12 protein-coding genes and 2 pseudogenes are annotated in these 15,204 nt (G+C 70.3%); 4 read left to right on the top strand and 10 right to left on the bottom strand.

Translation table 11 applies throughout. The features are described 5' to 3' along the window. Positions 1-45: 45 nt before the first annotated feature. Entirely contained in the window at positions 46-2,571 is a 2,526-nt protein-coding gene (locus PBV52_RS00600; protein ID WP_274236258.1) for a SpoIIE family protein phosphatase, read from the bottom strand. Between the two features lie 270 nt (positions 2,572-2,841). Here PBV52_RS00600 and PBV52_RS00595 point away from each other — a divergent pair, with 270 nt between their 5' ends. From PBV52_RS00595 to PBV52_RS00585, 3 genes and pseudogenes are all read left to right on the top strand, one after another. Continuing rightward, entirely contained in the window at positions 2,842-4,524 is a 1,683-nt protein-coding gene (locus PBV52_RS00595; protein WP_274236257.1) for a hypothetical protein, read from the top strand. Positions 4,525-4,997: 473 nt separating this feature from the next. After that, on the top strand, positions 4,998-5,207 hold the full coding sequence (locus PBV52_RS00590) for a hypothetical protein (protein WP_274236256.1): 210 nt from the start codon (positions 4,998-5,000) through the stop codon (positions 5,205-5,207). 521 nt (positions 5,208-5,728) lie between these two features. After that, positions 5,729-5,995: pseudogene (locus PBV52_RS00585) on the top strand (hypothetical protein); the annotation flags it as partial. 72 nt (positions 5,996-6,067) lie between these two features. Here PBV52_RS00585 and PBV52_RS00580 read toward each other — a convergent pair. Continuing rightward, positions 6,068-6,844, bottom strand: a complete 777-nt coding sequence (locus tag PBV52_RS00580; protein ID WP_274236255.1) for a hypothetical protein — start codon at positions 6,842-6,844, stop codon at positions 6,068-6,070. Continuing rightward, positions 6,837-7,418 carry an RNA polymerase sigma factor gene (locus tag PBV52_RS00575; RefSeq protein ID WP_274236254.1) on the bottom strand — a complete coding sequence of 194 codons (582 nt, stop codon included), beginning with the start codon at positions 7,416-7,418 and terminating at the stop codon, positions 6,837-6,839. Before PBV52_RS00575 ends, PBV52_RS00580 begins: the two co-directional genes overlap by 8 nt. A gap of 154 nt (positions 7,419-7,572) precedes the next feature. Here PBV52_RS00575 and PBV52_RS00570 point away from each other — a divergent pair, with 154 nt between their 5' ends. Beyond that, positions 7,573-8,052: a cupredoxin domain-containing protein gene (locus PBV52_RS00570; RefSeq protein WP_274236253.1), complete on the top strand. Its 480-nt coding sequence runs from the start codon at positions 7,573-7,575 to the stop codon at positions 8,050-8,052. Positions 8,053-8,219: 167 nt separating this feature from the next. Here PBV52_RS00570 and PBV52_RS00565 read toward each other — a convergent pair whose 3' ends face one another. The 7 genes and pseudogenes from PBV52_RS00565 to PBV52_RS00535 all read right to left on the bottom strand — a co-directional run bounded on the left by PBV52_RS00565 (position 8,220) and on the right by PBV52_RS00535 (position 14,802). Further along, positions 8,220-8,957: an HAD family hydrolase gene (locus PBV52_RS00565; protein ID WP_274236252.1), complete on the bottom strand. Its 738-nt coding sequence runs from the start codon at positions 8,955-8,957 to the stop codon at positions 8,220-8,222. After that, positions 8,954-9,760 carry a DeoR/GlpR family DNA-binding transcription regulator gene (locus PBV52_RS00560; RefSeq protein ID WP_274236251.1) on the bottom strand — a complete coding sequence of 269 codons (807 nt, stop codon included), beginning with the start codon at positions 9,758-9,760 and terminating at the stop codon, positions 8,954-8,956. The genes PBV52_RS00565 and PBV52_RS00560 overlap by 4 nt, the downstream gene beginning before the upstream one ends. Before the next feature lie 206 nt (positions 9,761-9,966). Then, positions 9,967-11,001 (bottom strand): zinc-binding dehydrogenase, encoded by a 1,035-nt coding sequence (locus tag PBV52_RS00555; protein WP_274236250.1) that lies wholly within the window; start codon positions 10,999-11,001, stop codon positions 9,967-9,969. A gap of 326 nt (positions 11,002-11,327) precedes the next feature. Beyond that, positions 11,328-11,537 (bottom strand): annotated as a pseudogene (locus tag PBV52_RS51550) (zinc-binding dehydrogenase); the annotation flags it as partial. After that, positions 11,534-12,418 carry a carbohydrate ABC transporter permease gene (locus tag PBV52_RS00545; protein WP_274236249.1) on the bottom strand — a complete coding sequence of 295 codons (885 nt, stop codon included), beginning with the start codon at positions 12,416-12,418 and terminating at the stop codon, positions 11,534-11,536. The pseudogene PBV52_RS51550 and the gene PBV52_RS00545, both read right to left, overlap by 4 nt. Continuing rightward, the gene (locus PBV52_RS00540; RefSeq protein WP_274236248.1) at positions 12,415-13,374 is read right to left on the bottom strand and encodes a carbohydrate ABC transporter permease; all 960 of its coding nucleotides are present in this window, start codon (positions 13,372-13,374) and stop codon (positions 12,415-12,417) included. Before PBV52_RS00540 ends, PBV52_RS00545 begins: the two co-directional genes overlap by 4 nt. 78 nt (positions 13,375-13,452) lie before the next feature. Beyond that, positions 13,453-14,802, bottom strand: coding sequence for a sugar ABC transporter substrate-binding protein (locus PBV52_RS00535; protein WP_274236246.1), 1,350 nt, complete (start codon positions 14,800-14,802; stop codon positions 13,453-13,455). Positions 14,803-15,204 lie beyond the last annotated feature (402 nt).

The raw sequence follows: 15,204 nt of genomic DNA, 5'->3' as shown, positions 1-15,204 counted from the left end.
CGTCCCCACGACAGGGTTACGCCGCCCGGCGTCCTCGGCACGCCCTCATCTCCGGTGCGGTGGCGTGGCCCGCCGGGTGGCGAGCAGCAGCGCGATGTCGTCGGGGCGGTCCGCCGTGTGCCGGGCCGTCACGGTGAGCCGGTCGGCCACGCCCGCCAGCGCGCGTCCGCCCCGGCGGGCACCAGGGGCACCGGCCTTGGCCAGCGCCACCCGCAGCGCGCTGATCCCGTCGTCGATGTCGACACCGGGCCGCTCGACCAGACCGTCCGTGTACAACGCCAGGACGGCACCCGGCTCCATCAGCAGCTCCGCCACCGGATACTGGGCCTGCGGATCGACGCCGAGCACCACCCCGCCGGGCAGGTCGACGACATGCGTACGGCCGTCGGGGCGGCGCAGCAGCGGCGGCAGGTGCCCGGCCACGGCCGCCTGGGCTACGCCGGTCGCGGGATCGAGCCGGATGTAGCAGCAGCTCGCGAACAGACCGGCGTCGAGGTCGATCAGCAGGCGGTTGGTGCCGCTCATGACCTCGTCGGGCGGCCGGTCGCCGAGGGCGAAGGCCCGCACGGCGCTGCGCAGCTGGCCCATGGTGGCCGCCGCCTGCACACCGTGCCCCTGCACATCGCCGATCACCAGGGCCAGACCGTCCCCGGCGGCGACGACGTCGTACCAGTCGCCGCCCACCTCCATGCCCTGGGTGCCCGGCAGATAGCGCCCGGCGGTCTCCACCAGGGGGTGCTGCGACAGCCGCCGGGGGAGCAGCGCCTGCTGCAGCCCACGGGCCAGCGCGGCCTCGTTCTCGTAGCGCTGTGCCTTCTCCATGGCGTGCGCGATCAGCCCGGCCATGGCGGTGAGCACGGTGCGCTCCTCGGTGCTGAAGCTGCGCGGCCGGTCGAAGCCGAGGATGCACGAGCCGACCGCACGCCCGGAGGCGATCAGGGGCAGGAAGGCGCGGGCTCCCTCCGTCGCGTCCAGCGGGATGCCCGGATAGGCGTCGGCGAGCTGCTGCATCGAGTCGAAGAAGAGCGGGCGGCCACTGGTCAGCGTCTCGACGCCGGGCAGCCGCGCGTCCAGGCCCACACCTTCGAACGGGGCGAGGAACCCCTTGGGAAAGCCGGTCTCCCAGGCCAGGTACAGATGCCGCTCCTGCAGCAGGTAGATGGCCAGCCGGCGGCCGCCGAACGCGGGCAGCAGCTCCCGCATCACCACGGCGGACACCTGACGGGCGGTGACCGCCTCCGTCAGCGCGATGGCGAGGACGATGGGGCGGTACAGGGGAGAGAGCGAAGGCGCACCGGCCGTCTCCGGCGAGCCGGGCGCATCCGGGAGTCCGGCCGGACCGGCCGCCATGCGGTGCCCCGGCCGGAGCGTGCACGTGAGCAGGTCCCGGCCGGGGTAGACGGACATGGCGAGCAAGTCGCCCTCGATGGACGGGGCAGCGGACTCACGCCCATGGGCGGACGGCCTGCGGACATGAAAATGCACCGGGTCCGGGGACAGCAGGGCTCCCCGCAGGTGATCCTCGACGGCGGGCTGGTTCAGCCACGGCACGCCCTCCCACAGGGTGCGGCCCAGCAACTCGGTGCGCGGCCGGCGCAGCAGCCGCGCCGCATGCGGATTGGCGTAGACGACCGCACCCACCCGGTCCAGGCAGAACACACCGTCCGGCAGCAGATCGGCCGCCGCGTCCGCCACCGCCCCCTGCCCCGGGTCGAGGACGACACCCCGTACCGTCCCCGCACCGAACGGGGCCGAGTCGTCGTGCGGCCCCCAGACCTCGACCAGCCGCAGCGCACCGTCCGGCGCGCGCACGTACAGCGGCAGGGCCGGCGGCCGGCCACCGGCCGCCTCCCGCAGCGCCGCCAGAATCCGTTCCGCATCCCCCGGAGCCAATGCCTGCGCGAACGTCTCCGCGGTGCCGTCGGCCTTCCCCGCGGCAGCATCCAGTACGACGTTCAGCCGCTCGTCCGCCGTCACGACACCCGCCACCGGATCCCAGGCGAACCGGCCGACGCGCCCCGTCGGCGGACGCCCGGAAGGCGGCCGGACACACAGGGGTCCGCCGTCCCAGGACACCGCCGACGCGTCCGCGGCCTCCAGGGTCCGCAGGGCCGACGCCAGCTCCTGCGCCACCTGCGCCATGCGCTCGCGCACGGGCAGCAGCTCCGTGGCGTCCGACGCCGAGGGCCGCAGCACGGTCAGCACTCCGTACACGGCCGAGCCGCTCGCCACGGGGACGTACAGGGACCCGAACTGGAACGGCAGACCGGCCGCGAACTGCGGATAGCGGCGCATCGTCTCCGTCGCGTTCGGCAGCACCACCTCGACGCCGAGCCGATAGGCGTCCGCGACAGGGAACGGCCGGTCCACGTGCAGCCGCCACCACGGCCGGAACAGCGGCCCCGGCAGCCCCTCCAGCACCGCCAGACGAAGCAGTCCGGGCGTGCCGGAGCGCAGATAGACCCCGGCCGCGTGACCACCGGCCGCGCTGATCGCCTCCGCCGAGGCATCGATCAGCAGCGCCGCCAGCCTGCCGGGCGTCCGCTCTGCGTCCTCGGCGCTCCCAGTCATCGGCCCTACCTCGTCCGTACGCCATCACGCGCGCGACACAGCAAGAATGCGCCACGACGCACCTTGCCCGCACCTGGGCGGCGCAAAGCGAGGCTCCTGCGGGCAGTCGAGAGGCCGCCGGGGGGGCGGGGGGTGCGGGCGGGGGCCCGGAAATGCCCGAACCCGCAACCGGGCATCAGCCCTCCCCGTTGTCGGTGCGAGACCGGACCCCGACCGACCCCGAGCGGCCGCAGCGACCCCGGCGGGCGCAGTACTGGCAGGAGACAGACGATGGAGTACTACGACCTCGGCACCTACACCCGCTCCGTGACCACGTCCCGCGCCCAGGCGCAGGTCTGGTTCGACCGCGGCCTGATGTGGACGTACGCCTTCCACCACGAGGAGGCCGTCGCCTGCTTCGAGGCCGCAGCCGCGGCCGACCCCGACTGCGCCATGGCCCACTGGGGCATCGCGTACGCGCTCGGCCCGAACTACAACAAACCCTGGGAGTTCTTCGACGACCAGGACCTGGCACGCACCGTCGACCGCACCCATGCCGCCGTGGAACTGGCCCATGCGAAAGCGGACACCGCCACCCCCGTCGAACAGGCACTGATCGCCGCACTGCGCACCCGCTACCCGCAGGCGAAGGCCGTGGAGGACTGCTCCGTCTGGAACGCCCTCTACGCCGACAGCATGCGCGCGGTCTACGAGCTCGCCCCCGACGACCCGGACATCGCCACCCTGTACGCCGACGCCCTGATGAACCTCACCCCCTGGCAGCTGTGGGACCTGAGGACCGGCCAACCGGCCGAGGGCGCGCGCACGCTGGAGGCCAAGGCAGCCCTCGACCGGGCCCTCGCAACCGACGCGGGACGTGACCACCCGGGCGTGGTGCACATGTACATCCACCTGATGGAGATGTCCCCGACCCCCGAGGCGGCCCTTGTCGTCGCGGACCGGCTGCGCGGCCTGATGCCCGACGCCGGGCATCTGCTGCACATGCCCTCGCACCTGGAGGTGTTGTGCGGCGACTACCGGAGGGTGGTCTCGGACAACACCGCGGCGATCGCGGCCGACGAGAAGTACCGCTCCCGAGCCGGGGCGATGAACTTCTACACCCTGTACCGCACGCACAACTACCACTTCAAGATCTACGGCGCCATGTTCCTCGGCCAGTGCGAGGTCGCCCTCCAGACCGTCGAGCAGCTCGAGGCCTCCATCCCCGCGGACCTCCTGCGCGTGCCGAGCCCGCCCATGGCCGACTGGCTGGAGGGCTTCCTCGCCATGCGGGTCCACGCCCTGATCCGCTTCGGCCGCTGGGACGACATCCTTCAGCTACCCCTGCCCGCCGACCCCGAGCTGCACTGCGTGACGACCGCGATGCTCCACTACGCCCGCGGCGTCGCGTACTCCTCGACCCACCGCGTCCGGGAGGCCGAGACGGAACGCCGACTCTTCCACGAAGCCGTCGCCCGTGTCCCCGAGACCCGCATGCTCTTCAACAACACCTGCGCCGACATCCTCGCGATCGCCTCGGCGATGCTCGACGGCGAACTGGAGTACCGCAAGGGCGACTTCGCCGCCGCCTTCGCAGCCCTGGAACGCTCCATCGAACTGGACGACAACCTCCCCTACGACGAACCGTGGGGCTGGATGCAGCCCACCCGGCACGCCTACGGCGCCCTCCTCCTCGAACAGGGACGCATCGAGGAGGCCGAGGCGGTCTACCGGGCCGACCTCGGCCTCGACGGCACGCTCCCGCGCGCCTTGCAGCATCCCGGCAACGTCTGGTCCCTGCACGGCCTGTACGAGTGCCTGATGCGCCTGGGCAGGACCGCGGAGGCACAGATGGTGGGCCAGCAGCTGCGTCTGGCGGCCGCGATGGCGGACGTACCGATCGAGGCGTCGTGCTTCTGCCGGCTCGGCACGACGTCCCGAGGCGTCACTGAGGACGACTGCTGCGCCGACTGACGGGGCCGGCGGCAACGTGTTCGGCACGCTCGCAGGTCACCTCCGGGGTACGGGCGGGGATCTGTGCGGCGTGGCATTCCGGCTTCAGGGAATCTGCACATCGGATACCCAACCGCGTCACGGAGTGCGAGACATCCGTACAAGGGCGTGCCGGATGCCGATGTGTTGGTGCGGAGTGTCCGGTTCCGAATCCTCGTGGCAATATCCGAGGCGTCCTGATGCTGCGCGGGATGTAGAGAAGCTGCCCCCAAGTTGTGCGCATGCCTGCACGGATGCGCAGCCTTTTCGTTCAACTTCCCGGGTGCGTGCTCCGGTTGATTGGTCGCCCGGTGCGCTCCGTGCTTTGATCCTCTGCACCGCGGAAGCGCGCGAAAGTCTCCGGAAACGGGTGTCGCGCGCCTGCGGCCGAGGCCCGCTTTCTGTCCCCGGCGGGCCGCCCCTTGAGGACCCTCCATACGAAGGGAAGTTTGATCATGAACTCCGCTCCCCAGGTTGCGACCGTTGAGATCTCCGACGTCGAGCTCGATGACGTCTCCGGCGGTCTGAACCCGCAGGCCAGCCTCGTCGTCGGCCCCACGGCGATCAGCAGCGCGGATGTCCTGGCCCAGGTCGACGCCGTCAAGAACGAGGTTCTGGGCGCCGTCGGCCAGTACAGCCACGTAGGCGTCAGCGCCTCCCTCTGACCTGCAGTCCGACCGCCGGTCGGTGACTCCCTGCCCACCTGACAGCGTGGTTGGGTGGCGGGGATGCGGGCGGTACGGAAGGTGAAGCTCCTGGCGGCAACGGGCTGTTGAGAAAGATCAAGCCGCTGCCAGGAGCTTCGAGCCAAGTCGACGACGGGTATCGTCACCCCAAAGGGGCGCCCGCCCTGCATAGTTTCCGATCGCAAGATACTTTCCATTTGAACTGAACGCGATAGCTGTCGTGTAGTCGCCGGGGCCGTGACGGATTTCCCTCCGCCCATCCGGTCGAAGCGCCGATTCCTCCTCCCTATCGCCGATCCGACCCCATTCCGCAAGGTCTTGAGTTTCAGGTGTCGGCGCGCGTCCGAGATTTCAGTCCCCTACTGCCCCGGACGCCACCAGATTCCGGCCGTCGCTGGTCAGTGCAAACACCATGAACAGGGCTGTGCCGGTCAGCAGAGCACGACGACGCGGGCGACGGAGGCCAGCGCGGCGTCGAAGGCGCCGGTGGAAGCTCGGCCAGTACGGCGCCGACCTTCACCACCGCGCCGAAGCGCTCGCTGCGTACCGGGAGCGTCAACACCACCGCCGTGCTGAGCTCCGTGAAGCTGCTGGCCCCCACCACGGCCACCTTCGGCCCGAGCACCACCAGCTCCAGCCGCACCGCCACGTCCAGCCGCTCCGCCGCCTGGGTGGTCTCCCAGGCCTCCGGATCCGGCGAGATCGTCGTAGTCGGTGTCAGCGGCCGTCCCACCGTCACCACCGACGGACTCGTCCACATCAAGTGACACCAACCCACGCGGTGGCAGCGGCGTTCATGATCCGCCGTTGCTGCCACGGCGGGTGCCGGTGAACCGTGGTCACCGGTTCTGCCGTGCGTCGAACTGGGCCGTGGCCAGGACGGAGCCGTCCGCGGCCAGCAGTCGGGCACCGGACACCGTGTCCGGGTCGACCCGGGTGGGGGCTCCCCAGTAACCCCGGCCGGCGTCGTCGAGGGAGAACTCCCCGAGGAGGACCGACGTGCCGTCCGTACGCTCCAGTCGGCAGCTGACCTCTCCGGCCTCCGAGTATCCGTCGCGCGAGCCTGAGGCCTCGGTCTCGTCCCCGGCCCGGGAGTCGGATCCGGGCCCGCCCCGGCCGAGCTGGACCGACATGTAGACCCAGCCCGGAGATCCGGTATAGGCGAAGATCCGGCCCACCGGGCGGTGGTCGGGGGCCAGCAGAGACGCTGCGAGCAGGCCGTGCTCCGAGCCGGGGGGCTCCGAACTCCGCGAGGAGGGAGCCGACGCTCCCTCGATGGCCGTACCGACGGCCCAGCCACCGAAGCCGAACCCGAGGGCGACAGCGGCGGCGGCCGCGGCCGCGACCGCCACGCGGGTCCGTGGTCGCCGCGGTCGCGCCGGCCGGTTCAGGCCCAGCCCGTCCATCACCCGTGTCTCGAAGCCGGCGGGCGGCTCGCTGCCCGGCAGGAGGGAGAGCAGTCCGTCTCCGACGAGCGTCAGCTGTTCGACGTGCTCCCGGCAGGTGGGGCAGCGGTCCAGGTGGGCGATGGCCTCGGCGCGCTCCTGACCGGGGAGGATACCCAGCGCCAGCTCGTCGGCGACGGCCCTCAGCCACGCGCAGTCCCTGTCAGTCATGATCGGCTCGCTCGGGTCCCAGAACCGTCCGCAGTTTCCCCATGGCCGTCCTGATCCGTGACTTCGCCGTGCCCAGGGGGATCCCTTCGAACTCGGAGACCTGCCGTGCGGTCATCCCGTAGATCCCGGCCATGACCACGGCACGCGCCTGCTGGCGCGGCAGGCCGGCCACCGCGGCCCGTATCCGGGCTGCCGCATCGTCGGCCAGTGCCCACTGTTCGGGCGTCCGGGTCACGATGCCGAGCAGAGCGTCGAGGTCCTCGGGGGAGACCGGGGTCGCGTTGCGCGCGCGGACTGCGTCGATCGCCAGATTGTGCGTGATGGTCCCCAGCCAGGTCTTCACCGATCCGCGCCGGGAGTCGTAGACCTGCGCGTGCCGCCAAGCCCTTTCGAAGGTCTGCTGGGCGATGTCCTCGGCGAGCTGGGGGTCGCCGACGACCGCGATGGCGATACCGAAGACCATGCGCTGGAACCGGCGGACGAATGCCAGGGCGATCTCCGGGGCGCCGGTCGCCATTCCTGCCAGCAGCGCCTCGTCCGAGAGCCGATCGAGTGGTGGGCCCAAGCTCCGCATACCAGTGGATACGGCGAACCTCGCCGAACGGATTCCCCCGGTGCCACGCGGGATCACGACCCCATTCTCCCGCGTGCTTCCGCTTGCCGGAAATCCCCTGGCGCGGTCCGTCCGTATCTCTGGTCAGGAACGATTTCTCGCGGAGGGCCGAGACATGGCGACGACGCTCATGACGTTCGTGCGCAGGAACGTCGGGCCCGGGCTGGCCGCCGGAGCACTGGCGGGCATCCTCGTGGCGTGCGGGGGCGGAAACGACGACGGTGGTGGCTCGACATCGTCGCCTCCGGAGCAGAGCGGCGAGCCGGGAACCACCCGGGTGGACGTGAAGATGACCGACTACAAGATGCAGCTTTCCCGGACGACGCTGGAGGCGGGTGACTACACCTTCGTCGCCAAGAACGACGGACAGCACGACCATGCCCTGGAGATCGAGGGCTCGGGAACGGAGGAGGAGACGCGGACGCTGGCACCCGGAGAGTCGGCGAACCTCACCATCACGCTGAAGGACGGCACGTACGAGGTCTACTGTCCCGTCGACGGGCACAAGGACCTGGGCATGAAGACCGAGCTCACCGTGGGCGGCACCGCCTCGACGGACGGCGGCACCAACACGACCGACGGCAATGGCTACTGAGTGGAGAGACGGCGCCGGCCGACCTCCCGCGTGAGGTGAGGTACGCGGTCAGGGACACCCCGTCGAGGATCTCGCTCTGGGCCGGCCGAGGTGTGCGCGAGGCGATGACCCGTGGCGCGGCGTTTGCCGGCCTGCCTGTCTTCGGCCGGGCGGCGCCGGTCGGTGGGTCAGGTCACGAGCCGGAGGACTTCGGCCAGCCCCCGATCGCCGGTGCGCGGTTCGGCCGGGAGGATGTAGGCGCGCATACCGCAGGCGGTGGCGCCGCCGTCCCGTCCCGGGTTGTCGCCGACCATGAGCGTGGCCCGGGGATCGGCGCCGAGGTCGGCGCAGGCCTTGAGGAACAGCTGCGGGTCGGGCTTCTCCCGGCCCACCTCGCAGGAGATCACGCACGCGTCGACCAGGTCCTCGAGACCGGCATGGGCCAGGTGGACCCGCAGGTCCCAGGCGAAGTCGCTCACGATCCCGATGCGCAGTCCGCGGGCGCGCAGCGCACGGAGGGTGGGTTCGGTGTCGGGGTAGGGCAACCAGGCGTCGGGTGCGGTGAGTTCCCGGTACGCCGTTTCCTCGACGCCCCGCAGGAAGTCGACGTGCCCCCACCATCCCTGCATGGCGCGGCGGTGCCGTTCGCAGGAGAGGTCGCGGCCCTCTTGGAGGGCGACGACGGCGGGCAGCCGGAAGGTGTCCCGCAGTTGTAGCGCGATCCCTGCCACGGCACCGGGCTCCTCCAGCACGTCGGCACGGTTGCCGGCGGCGGCGACCCGCCCCAGCCATGTCTCCAGGTCGATCATCTGGAAGATCGTGTTGCTGAAGTCGAACAGCACGGCCTCGACCTGCGGTACGGGAGCGGCCATCTCCGCGGCGGTGGGACGGTAGGCACTGGGGGTTTCGAACAGGGCGTGTATCACGGGGCGTGCTCTCCGGGGTCGACGGCTTCGACGGGGACGCCGAGATCGCGGAGGGCCGCGATCTCGGTGTCGGGGGTGCCGGTGTCGGTGATGACCGTGGCGTAGTCGGCCACCGTGCCGTACGCGTGGGTGGCGGTCTTGCCGAACTTCGAGTGGTCCACGAGGAGCAGGGCCCGCTCGGCGGATTCGAGCATGGCCAGCTTGACCTCGACGTATTCGCTCAGGGGGTGGAAGAGCCGGCCCGCGTGGACGGCGGTGGCGGACATCAGGGCGAGGTCGGCGTGGATGCGGGAGAGGGTACGGGTGAGCTCGGGGCCCGTGCAGGAATTGAAGTCGGCGTGGTAGCGCCCGCCGAGCAGGGTGACGTCCAGGCCCGGCGCGGACCCCAGACGCTGTGCCAGGCCGACCGAGTTGGTGACGACGGTGATCTGCTCAAGCTCGGCCAGGGCGGGTGCGAGGGGGAAGAGGGTGGTGGAGTCGTCCATGAGGACCGTGCTGCCGGGCCTGATGTGGCCGAGTGCGGCATGGCACAGGGCCTCCTTGGCCGAGATGGCGGCGCCTTCTCGGAAGCGGGTCGCCGTTTCCATGAGCACCGCCGGGAAGGGGACGGCCCGGCCGCGCTCCTTGCGGAGAAGGGAGCGCCGGACGAGGTCGTCGAGGTCGCGGTGCATCGTCATCAGGCTGACGCCGAAGTGGTCGGCGAGTTCGTCGATCCGGGTCTCGCCGTGTTCGACGACGTGGCGCAGCACGGACTGACGCCGCTCCTCCACGGCGGCCTGCGACGACCGAGTCCTGGCGGGCACTACAGCTCTCCCCGTCTCTGCGTTCTGCGTCCATGGCGCGGCTGTGGGCGGCCGTGCTGTGACAGCCTCGCGGCGCGTGGCGACGGCTGGAGGCTTCGACCTCGAAGTCTCGCACACGGTCCGGGAGGGGCCGGGAGCCGTCGTCTGCCGACGGCTGCCTGCTTCCGCCCGGCCCAGCGGGCCCGGCCGGCCGCTCTCAGCGGCCACTAGGGCGCTTCCACGGTGACCAAGACCTTGACGTGTTCGGGGGCGAGCGAGGCGGTGAAGGCCTTGGCCGCCTCTTCCAAGGGGAAGGTGGCGGTGACGATCTCGTCGGTGTCGACGGCGCCGGAGGCGATCAGGGCGATGGCGGTGCGGTAGTCGTCGGCCGTGTACATCAGCGTGCCTTCGACGCTGATCTCGCGGTCCTGGATCAGATCGAGGCGTACGGGGGTGGTTCCGGCGGCGCCGACGCCGACGACGATGATCCGGCCGCCCTTGGTGACCAGGTCGGTGGCCTGGGCCATGGACTGCTCGCGGGCCACGCAGTCGAAGACCACGTCGACCGCTCCGCCGAGCGCCGCCCGGGCCTGCTCGGTGAGGTCGGCGGCGTCGGCGGGCAGGGCGGCGTCGGCGCCGAGACGCAGGGCGCGCTCCCGCTTGCCCGGCAGCAGGTCGGTGACGGCGATCTTCGCGGCGCCCGCGTGCCGGGCGGCGGCGAGCACGAGCAGCCCGATGGGTCCGGCGCCGAGGACGGCCACGGTACGTCCGGTGAGGTCACCGGCCTTGGCCACGGCGTGCACCGGGGTGGCCAGTGGTTCGACGAGTGCGGCCTCGATGTCGGTCATGCCCTCGGGGATGTGGTGGACGCGGTCGGCGGGGATGGTGAACAGGTCGGTCATGGCGCCGGGGGTCTGGCATCCGAAGACCTTCAGCTCCTCGCAGATGTTGTAGCGGCCGGTACGGCACTGGGGGCACTGCCCGCAGTACAGGTTCGGCTCGACGATGATCCGGTCGCCCGGGGCGAACCCGTCGGTGCCTGAGGCGACGGCGGCGACGACGCCGACCGCCTCGTGTCCGGGGTGGTAGGGAAGGGGCATGAACGGGTGGCGGCCCTGGGCGGCGTGGGTGTCGGAGCCGCACACGCCCACCACGGCGGTGCGGACGAGGAGTTCGCCCTCGTCGGCGGTCGGCGCGGGGACATGCTCGACGGTGATGTCGTCGATCGACCGGACGAGGACACGGCGGATCTGTTGGGACATGGGGGTGGTGCTCCGTTTCGGGTGCGGTCGGGCGGCGCCGGCGCCGGCGGCGGAGTGGGCAACAATGCGCGGCTCGACGGGTGGGGGAGACGTGCAGGGATTGCGCCGCGGGTCCTATGTGTCCTTGAGTCCGGGCTGGATCTGGATCTTGCGGCGATGCCCGCCTGGAAGCGGGCGATCGCGTCCGGGAACACGGCCGGCGGGAGGCGGTCGCTGATGAAGACGTCCGGGTCGATGACGCCGGTGGCGAAGAGGTCCGCGGCGCGTTCGACGCCGAACTGCAGGTAGGTGCCGCCTTTGCCGACCCGGCCGAGGGCATCCTGGATGGCCTTGGCCTTGGCCTTGGCGTTGCCGGTGGCGTCGACGACCAGATCCCAGCCGTAGGGCGGTCGTTCGAGCTCGTCGGCGGATGTGGCAACGGCGGAACAGCCCAACTGCCGTGCCGTGGCCAGGCGTTCCGCGTTCATGTCGACGACGACGACGACGTCGACGCTCGCGGCGCCGGTGGCCTTGGCGAGCTGGACGGCTGCTCTCACTTAACGGCTCCCAGGGAGAGGCCGCGAACGAGCTTGTCCTGGGCGGCGAATCCGGCAATGAGGACGGGCAGGGAGACCAGCGTGGCCGCCGCGCACAGCCGGGCGAGGAACAGGCCCTCGTTGGTGATGAAGCCGACGAGGAAGACCGGTGCGGTCGACGCGTTCGTCGCGGTGAGGTTGACGGCGAACATGAACTCGTTCCAGCTGAAGATGAAGCAGATCAGCGAGGTGGCGGCGAGTCCCGGCATGGCGACGGGTGCCACGACCCGCCACAGCACGGTGAGGAGGTTGGCGCCGTCGACCTCGGCCGCCTCCAGGATCTCCTTGGGGACCTCGGCGAGGAACGAGCGCATCATCCACACCGCGATCGGCAGATTCATGGCGGTGTAGAGGACGATCAGCGTCCACACGTTGTCCAGCATCCCGACCTCTTGGACGATCAGGTAGACCGGCAGCAGGGCCGCGATGGCGGGCAGGAACTTGGTGGACAGGAAGAAGAACATCACGTCGGTCCACTTCTTGACCGGCTTGATGGACAGCGCGTACGCCGCCGGCACCGCCAGGGCGAGCACCAGAAGCGTCGAAATGACGCTGGCCATGGCCGAGTTGAGGAGGAACGGGGTGATGTCCCGGCTGAACAGCAGCTTGTACTGGTCGAAGGTGAAGGGGGCGAAGGGGGCCGGCGGGTTGGTCGCCGCGTCCGCCTCCTGGTGGAAGGAAGTGAGCACCATCCACGCCACGGGCGCGAAGAACACCAGCGTGGCGAGCCAGGCGACGAAGGTCCAAAGCGGCGACAGCCGTGGCGCACCGCCGTGGTCGTCGCGTCGTCGGAGGAGCTTGTTGAGCCTTGCCCCGGGGGCGACGGCTGCTGCGTGAGTCATCGGGATACCTCCTCGCGGAACAGCGACGCGATGGTGCGCAGCGCGAAGGTCGCGATCACGATCGAGCCGAGTACGACGACGACACCGGCGGCGGCCGCCTGGCCGTACTCGTACTTGCGGAACATGGTCAGGTAGATCTCGTAGGGCAGGTTGGTGGTCTGGGAGCCGGGGCCGCCCTGGGTGATGGTGTAGACCGCGTCGAAGGTCTGCACGACGTAGATCGTGCCGAGCAGCACGCCCAGCTCGATGTACTGGCGCAGATGCGGCAGCGTGATGAAGCGGAAGGTCGCCATGGCCGACGCCCCGTCCATGCGGGCCGCCTCCAGGACGTCACCGGGCTGCGCCTGCAGCCCGGCCAGCAGGATCAGCATCATGAACGGGGTCCACTGCCAGACCAGCGACACCACGACGGCGGGCATGGGGTACGACGAGATCCAGTCGATGGTGGGGCCGTGGTCGGCGCCGAAGAACTGGTAGACGGCGTTGAGGGTGCCGTTGAGAAGGCCGTAGTCGGGGTTGTAGATGGCGTGCTTCCACAGCAGCGCCGCCGCGACCGGCATCACCAGGAACGGCGCGATGAGCAGGGTGCGCGCCAAGCCGCGGCCCACGAACCGGCGGTCGAGCAGCATCGCCAGCCCGAGGCCGAGGAGCACGCTGATCATGACCACCGACGCGGTGAGTACGACGGTGTTGAGCACCGCCGTGCGCAGCCGTTCGTCGGTGAAGACGAACGTGAAGTTGGACAGGCCGACGAAGTGCCGGTCGCCCGGCTTGAGGATGTTCCACTGGAAGGTGGAGATCACGAGCGTGGCCACGAAGGGCAGCTGCGTGACGACGATGGTGAAGATCAGCGCCGGCAGCAGGGGGATGCGGCGCTTCCACTTGCTGATGCCCGAGGACTTGTGGGTACGGGCGGGTGGGGGTGCTGTCTTGAGGGGGGCGGTGAGCGTGGTCATGGACTTTCCTCCGCCAGTGACGGCCGGGTAGGGGGAAGCGACGCCCGGCCGGCGCCGAGGCCGGCCGGGCGGTGACGGTCACTGGTAGTTCTTGGCGACGTCCTCGGCGAGCTTCTGGCCGTCGTTCAGCGCCTTGTCCACGCTGGTCTTGCCGGCGATGGCGGCGGAGATCTCCTGGGTGACCTTGGTGCCCAGGTCCTGGAACTCGGGGATGGCCACGTACTGGATGCCCACGGTCGGCCTGGGCTGGACACCCGGGTTGGCCGGGTCGGCCGCCTCGATGGACTTCAGCGTGATGTCACCGAACGAACCGGCGGCCTTCTGGTACTGCGGGATCTCGTACGTGCTGGCCCGCTTGCCGGCCGGGACGCGCGCCCAGCCGAGCTTCTCGCCGACCAGCTTCTCGTACTCCTTGCTGGAGGCCCACAGCATGAACTTCGAGGCGGCGTCGGCGTTCTTCGTGGTCTTCGGCATGGCCCACGACCAGGCCCACAGCCAGCCACTGCTGTCCGTCTCGACGGTCGGCGCGTACGCGTAGCCGACATGACCGGCGATCTTGCTGGAGCTGGAGTCCTCCAGCGACCCGGCCGCGCTGGTCGCGTCGTACCACATCGCGACCTTCTTCTGGCTCATGGCGTTGAGGCACTCGGTGAAGCCGGCCTGCGCCGCGCCCGCCTCACCGTGCTCGCGGACCAGGTCGACGTAGAAGTTGGTCGCCTTCTTGAATTCCGGGCTGTCGACCTGGGCCTTCCAGTCCTTGGTGAACCAGGTGCCCCCGAAGGTGTTGACCACGCTCGTCAGCGGAGCCCCCAGCTCGCCCCAACCGGCCAGACCGCGCAGGCAGATGCCCCGCATCCCGGGCTCCGCGCCGTCGACCTTGGCCGCGATGTCGGCTATCTGCTGCCAGGTCGGGCGCTCGGGCACGGTGATGCCCTTCGCCTTCATGACGTCCTTGTTGTACATGAGGAAGGAGGACTCGCCATAGAACGGCAGGGCGTAGAGCTTGCCGTCCGAGCCGGACATCGACTGCACCATCGGCTTGAGCAGGTCGGCCTTGTCGAAGCTCGCATCCCTGTCGGCGTAGGTGCCGAGATCGTGCAGCCAGCCGTTCTTCTCCCAGATGGGTACCTCGTAGGCGCCGATGGTGGCCACGTCGTACTGACCGGCCTGGGTGGCGATGTCCTGGGTGACTTTGTCGCGCAGCTCGTTCTCCGGAAGGATCGTGAAGTTCACCTTGATCCCGGTGTCCTTGGTGAAGTTGTCCTTCGTGAGCTTCGCGATGTCCTCCATCTGCGGGTTGCCCACCATCAGCACGTTGATGCTCTTGCCGCCGCCCGAGGATCCGCCTGCTCCCGCTCCGGAACAGGCGGTGGCGAGCAGGGCGCCGGCGGCGGCGCCGGCGATGAGGGCGTATCTGGTCGATCGCATGACGGGGGACCTCTCGTGCGGGTGGGTCGGGAAACGGCGTAGGGGGCTCCCGCGGCGGTGCCGCTCGTCGGGAGCAGCCGCTCATCGGGGTTCGCCGGGGCCTCGGCTGAGGCTCGGCGGGGGAGGGGAGGCGGGGTGTGGATGCGGCCCTGGGGTGTGGGCGCCGATATCGATGGCGGAATTATTAGCAGGACACTGCGCCGTTGTTAACACATCTTGCGAGATATTTTTCCTGACTTTATGGTTGGACCGCCCTGACGGACGCGCAGCGCAGGAAGCCCGCGTGGCGCCCTCGCCGGCCGGGGTGGGCGGCGGATCCCCGGCATCACCGGCGCACCGGGCGCGGGCAAGTCGCCCCTGGCCAGGCTGACTTCGGCCGCGGGATCGAGGAGTCCATCCACT

Source organism: Streptomyces sp. T12 (assembly GCF_028736035.1).
In the GTDB taxonomy this organism is placed as follows: Bacteria; Actinomycetota; Actinomycetes; order Streptomycetales; family Streptomycetaceae; genus Streptomyces.
This window is presented reverse-complemented; position numbering and strand designations above follow the sequence as displayed.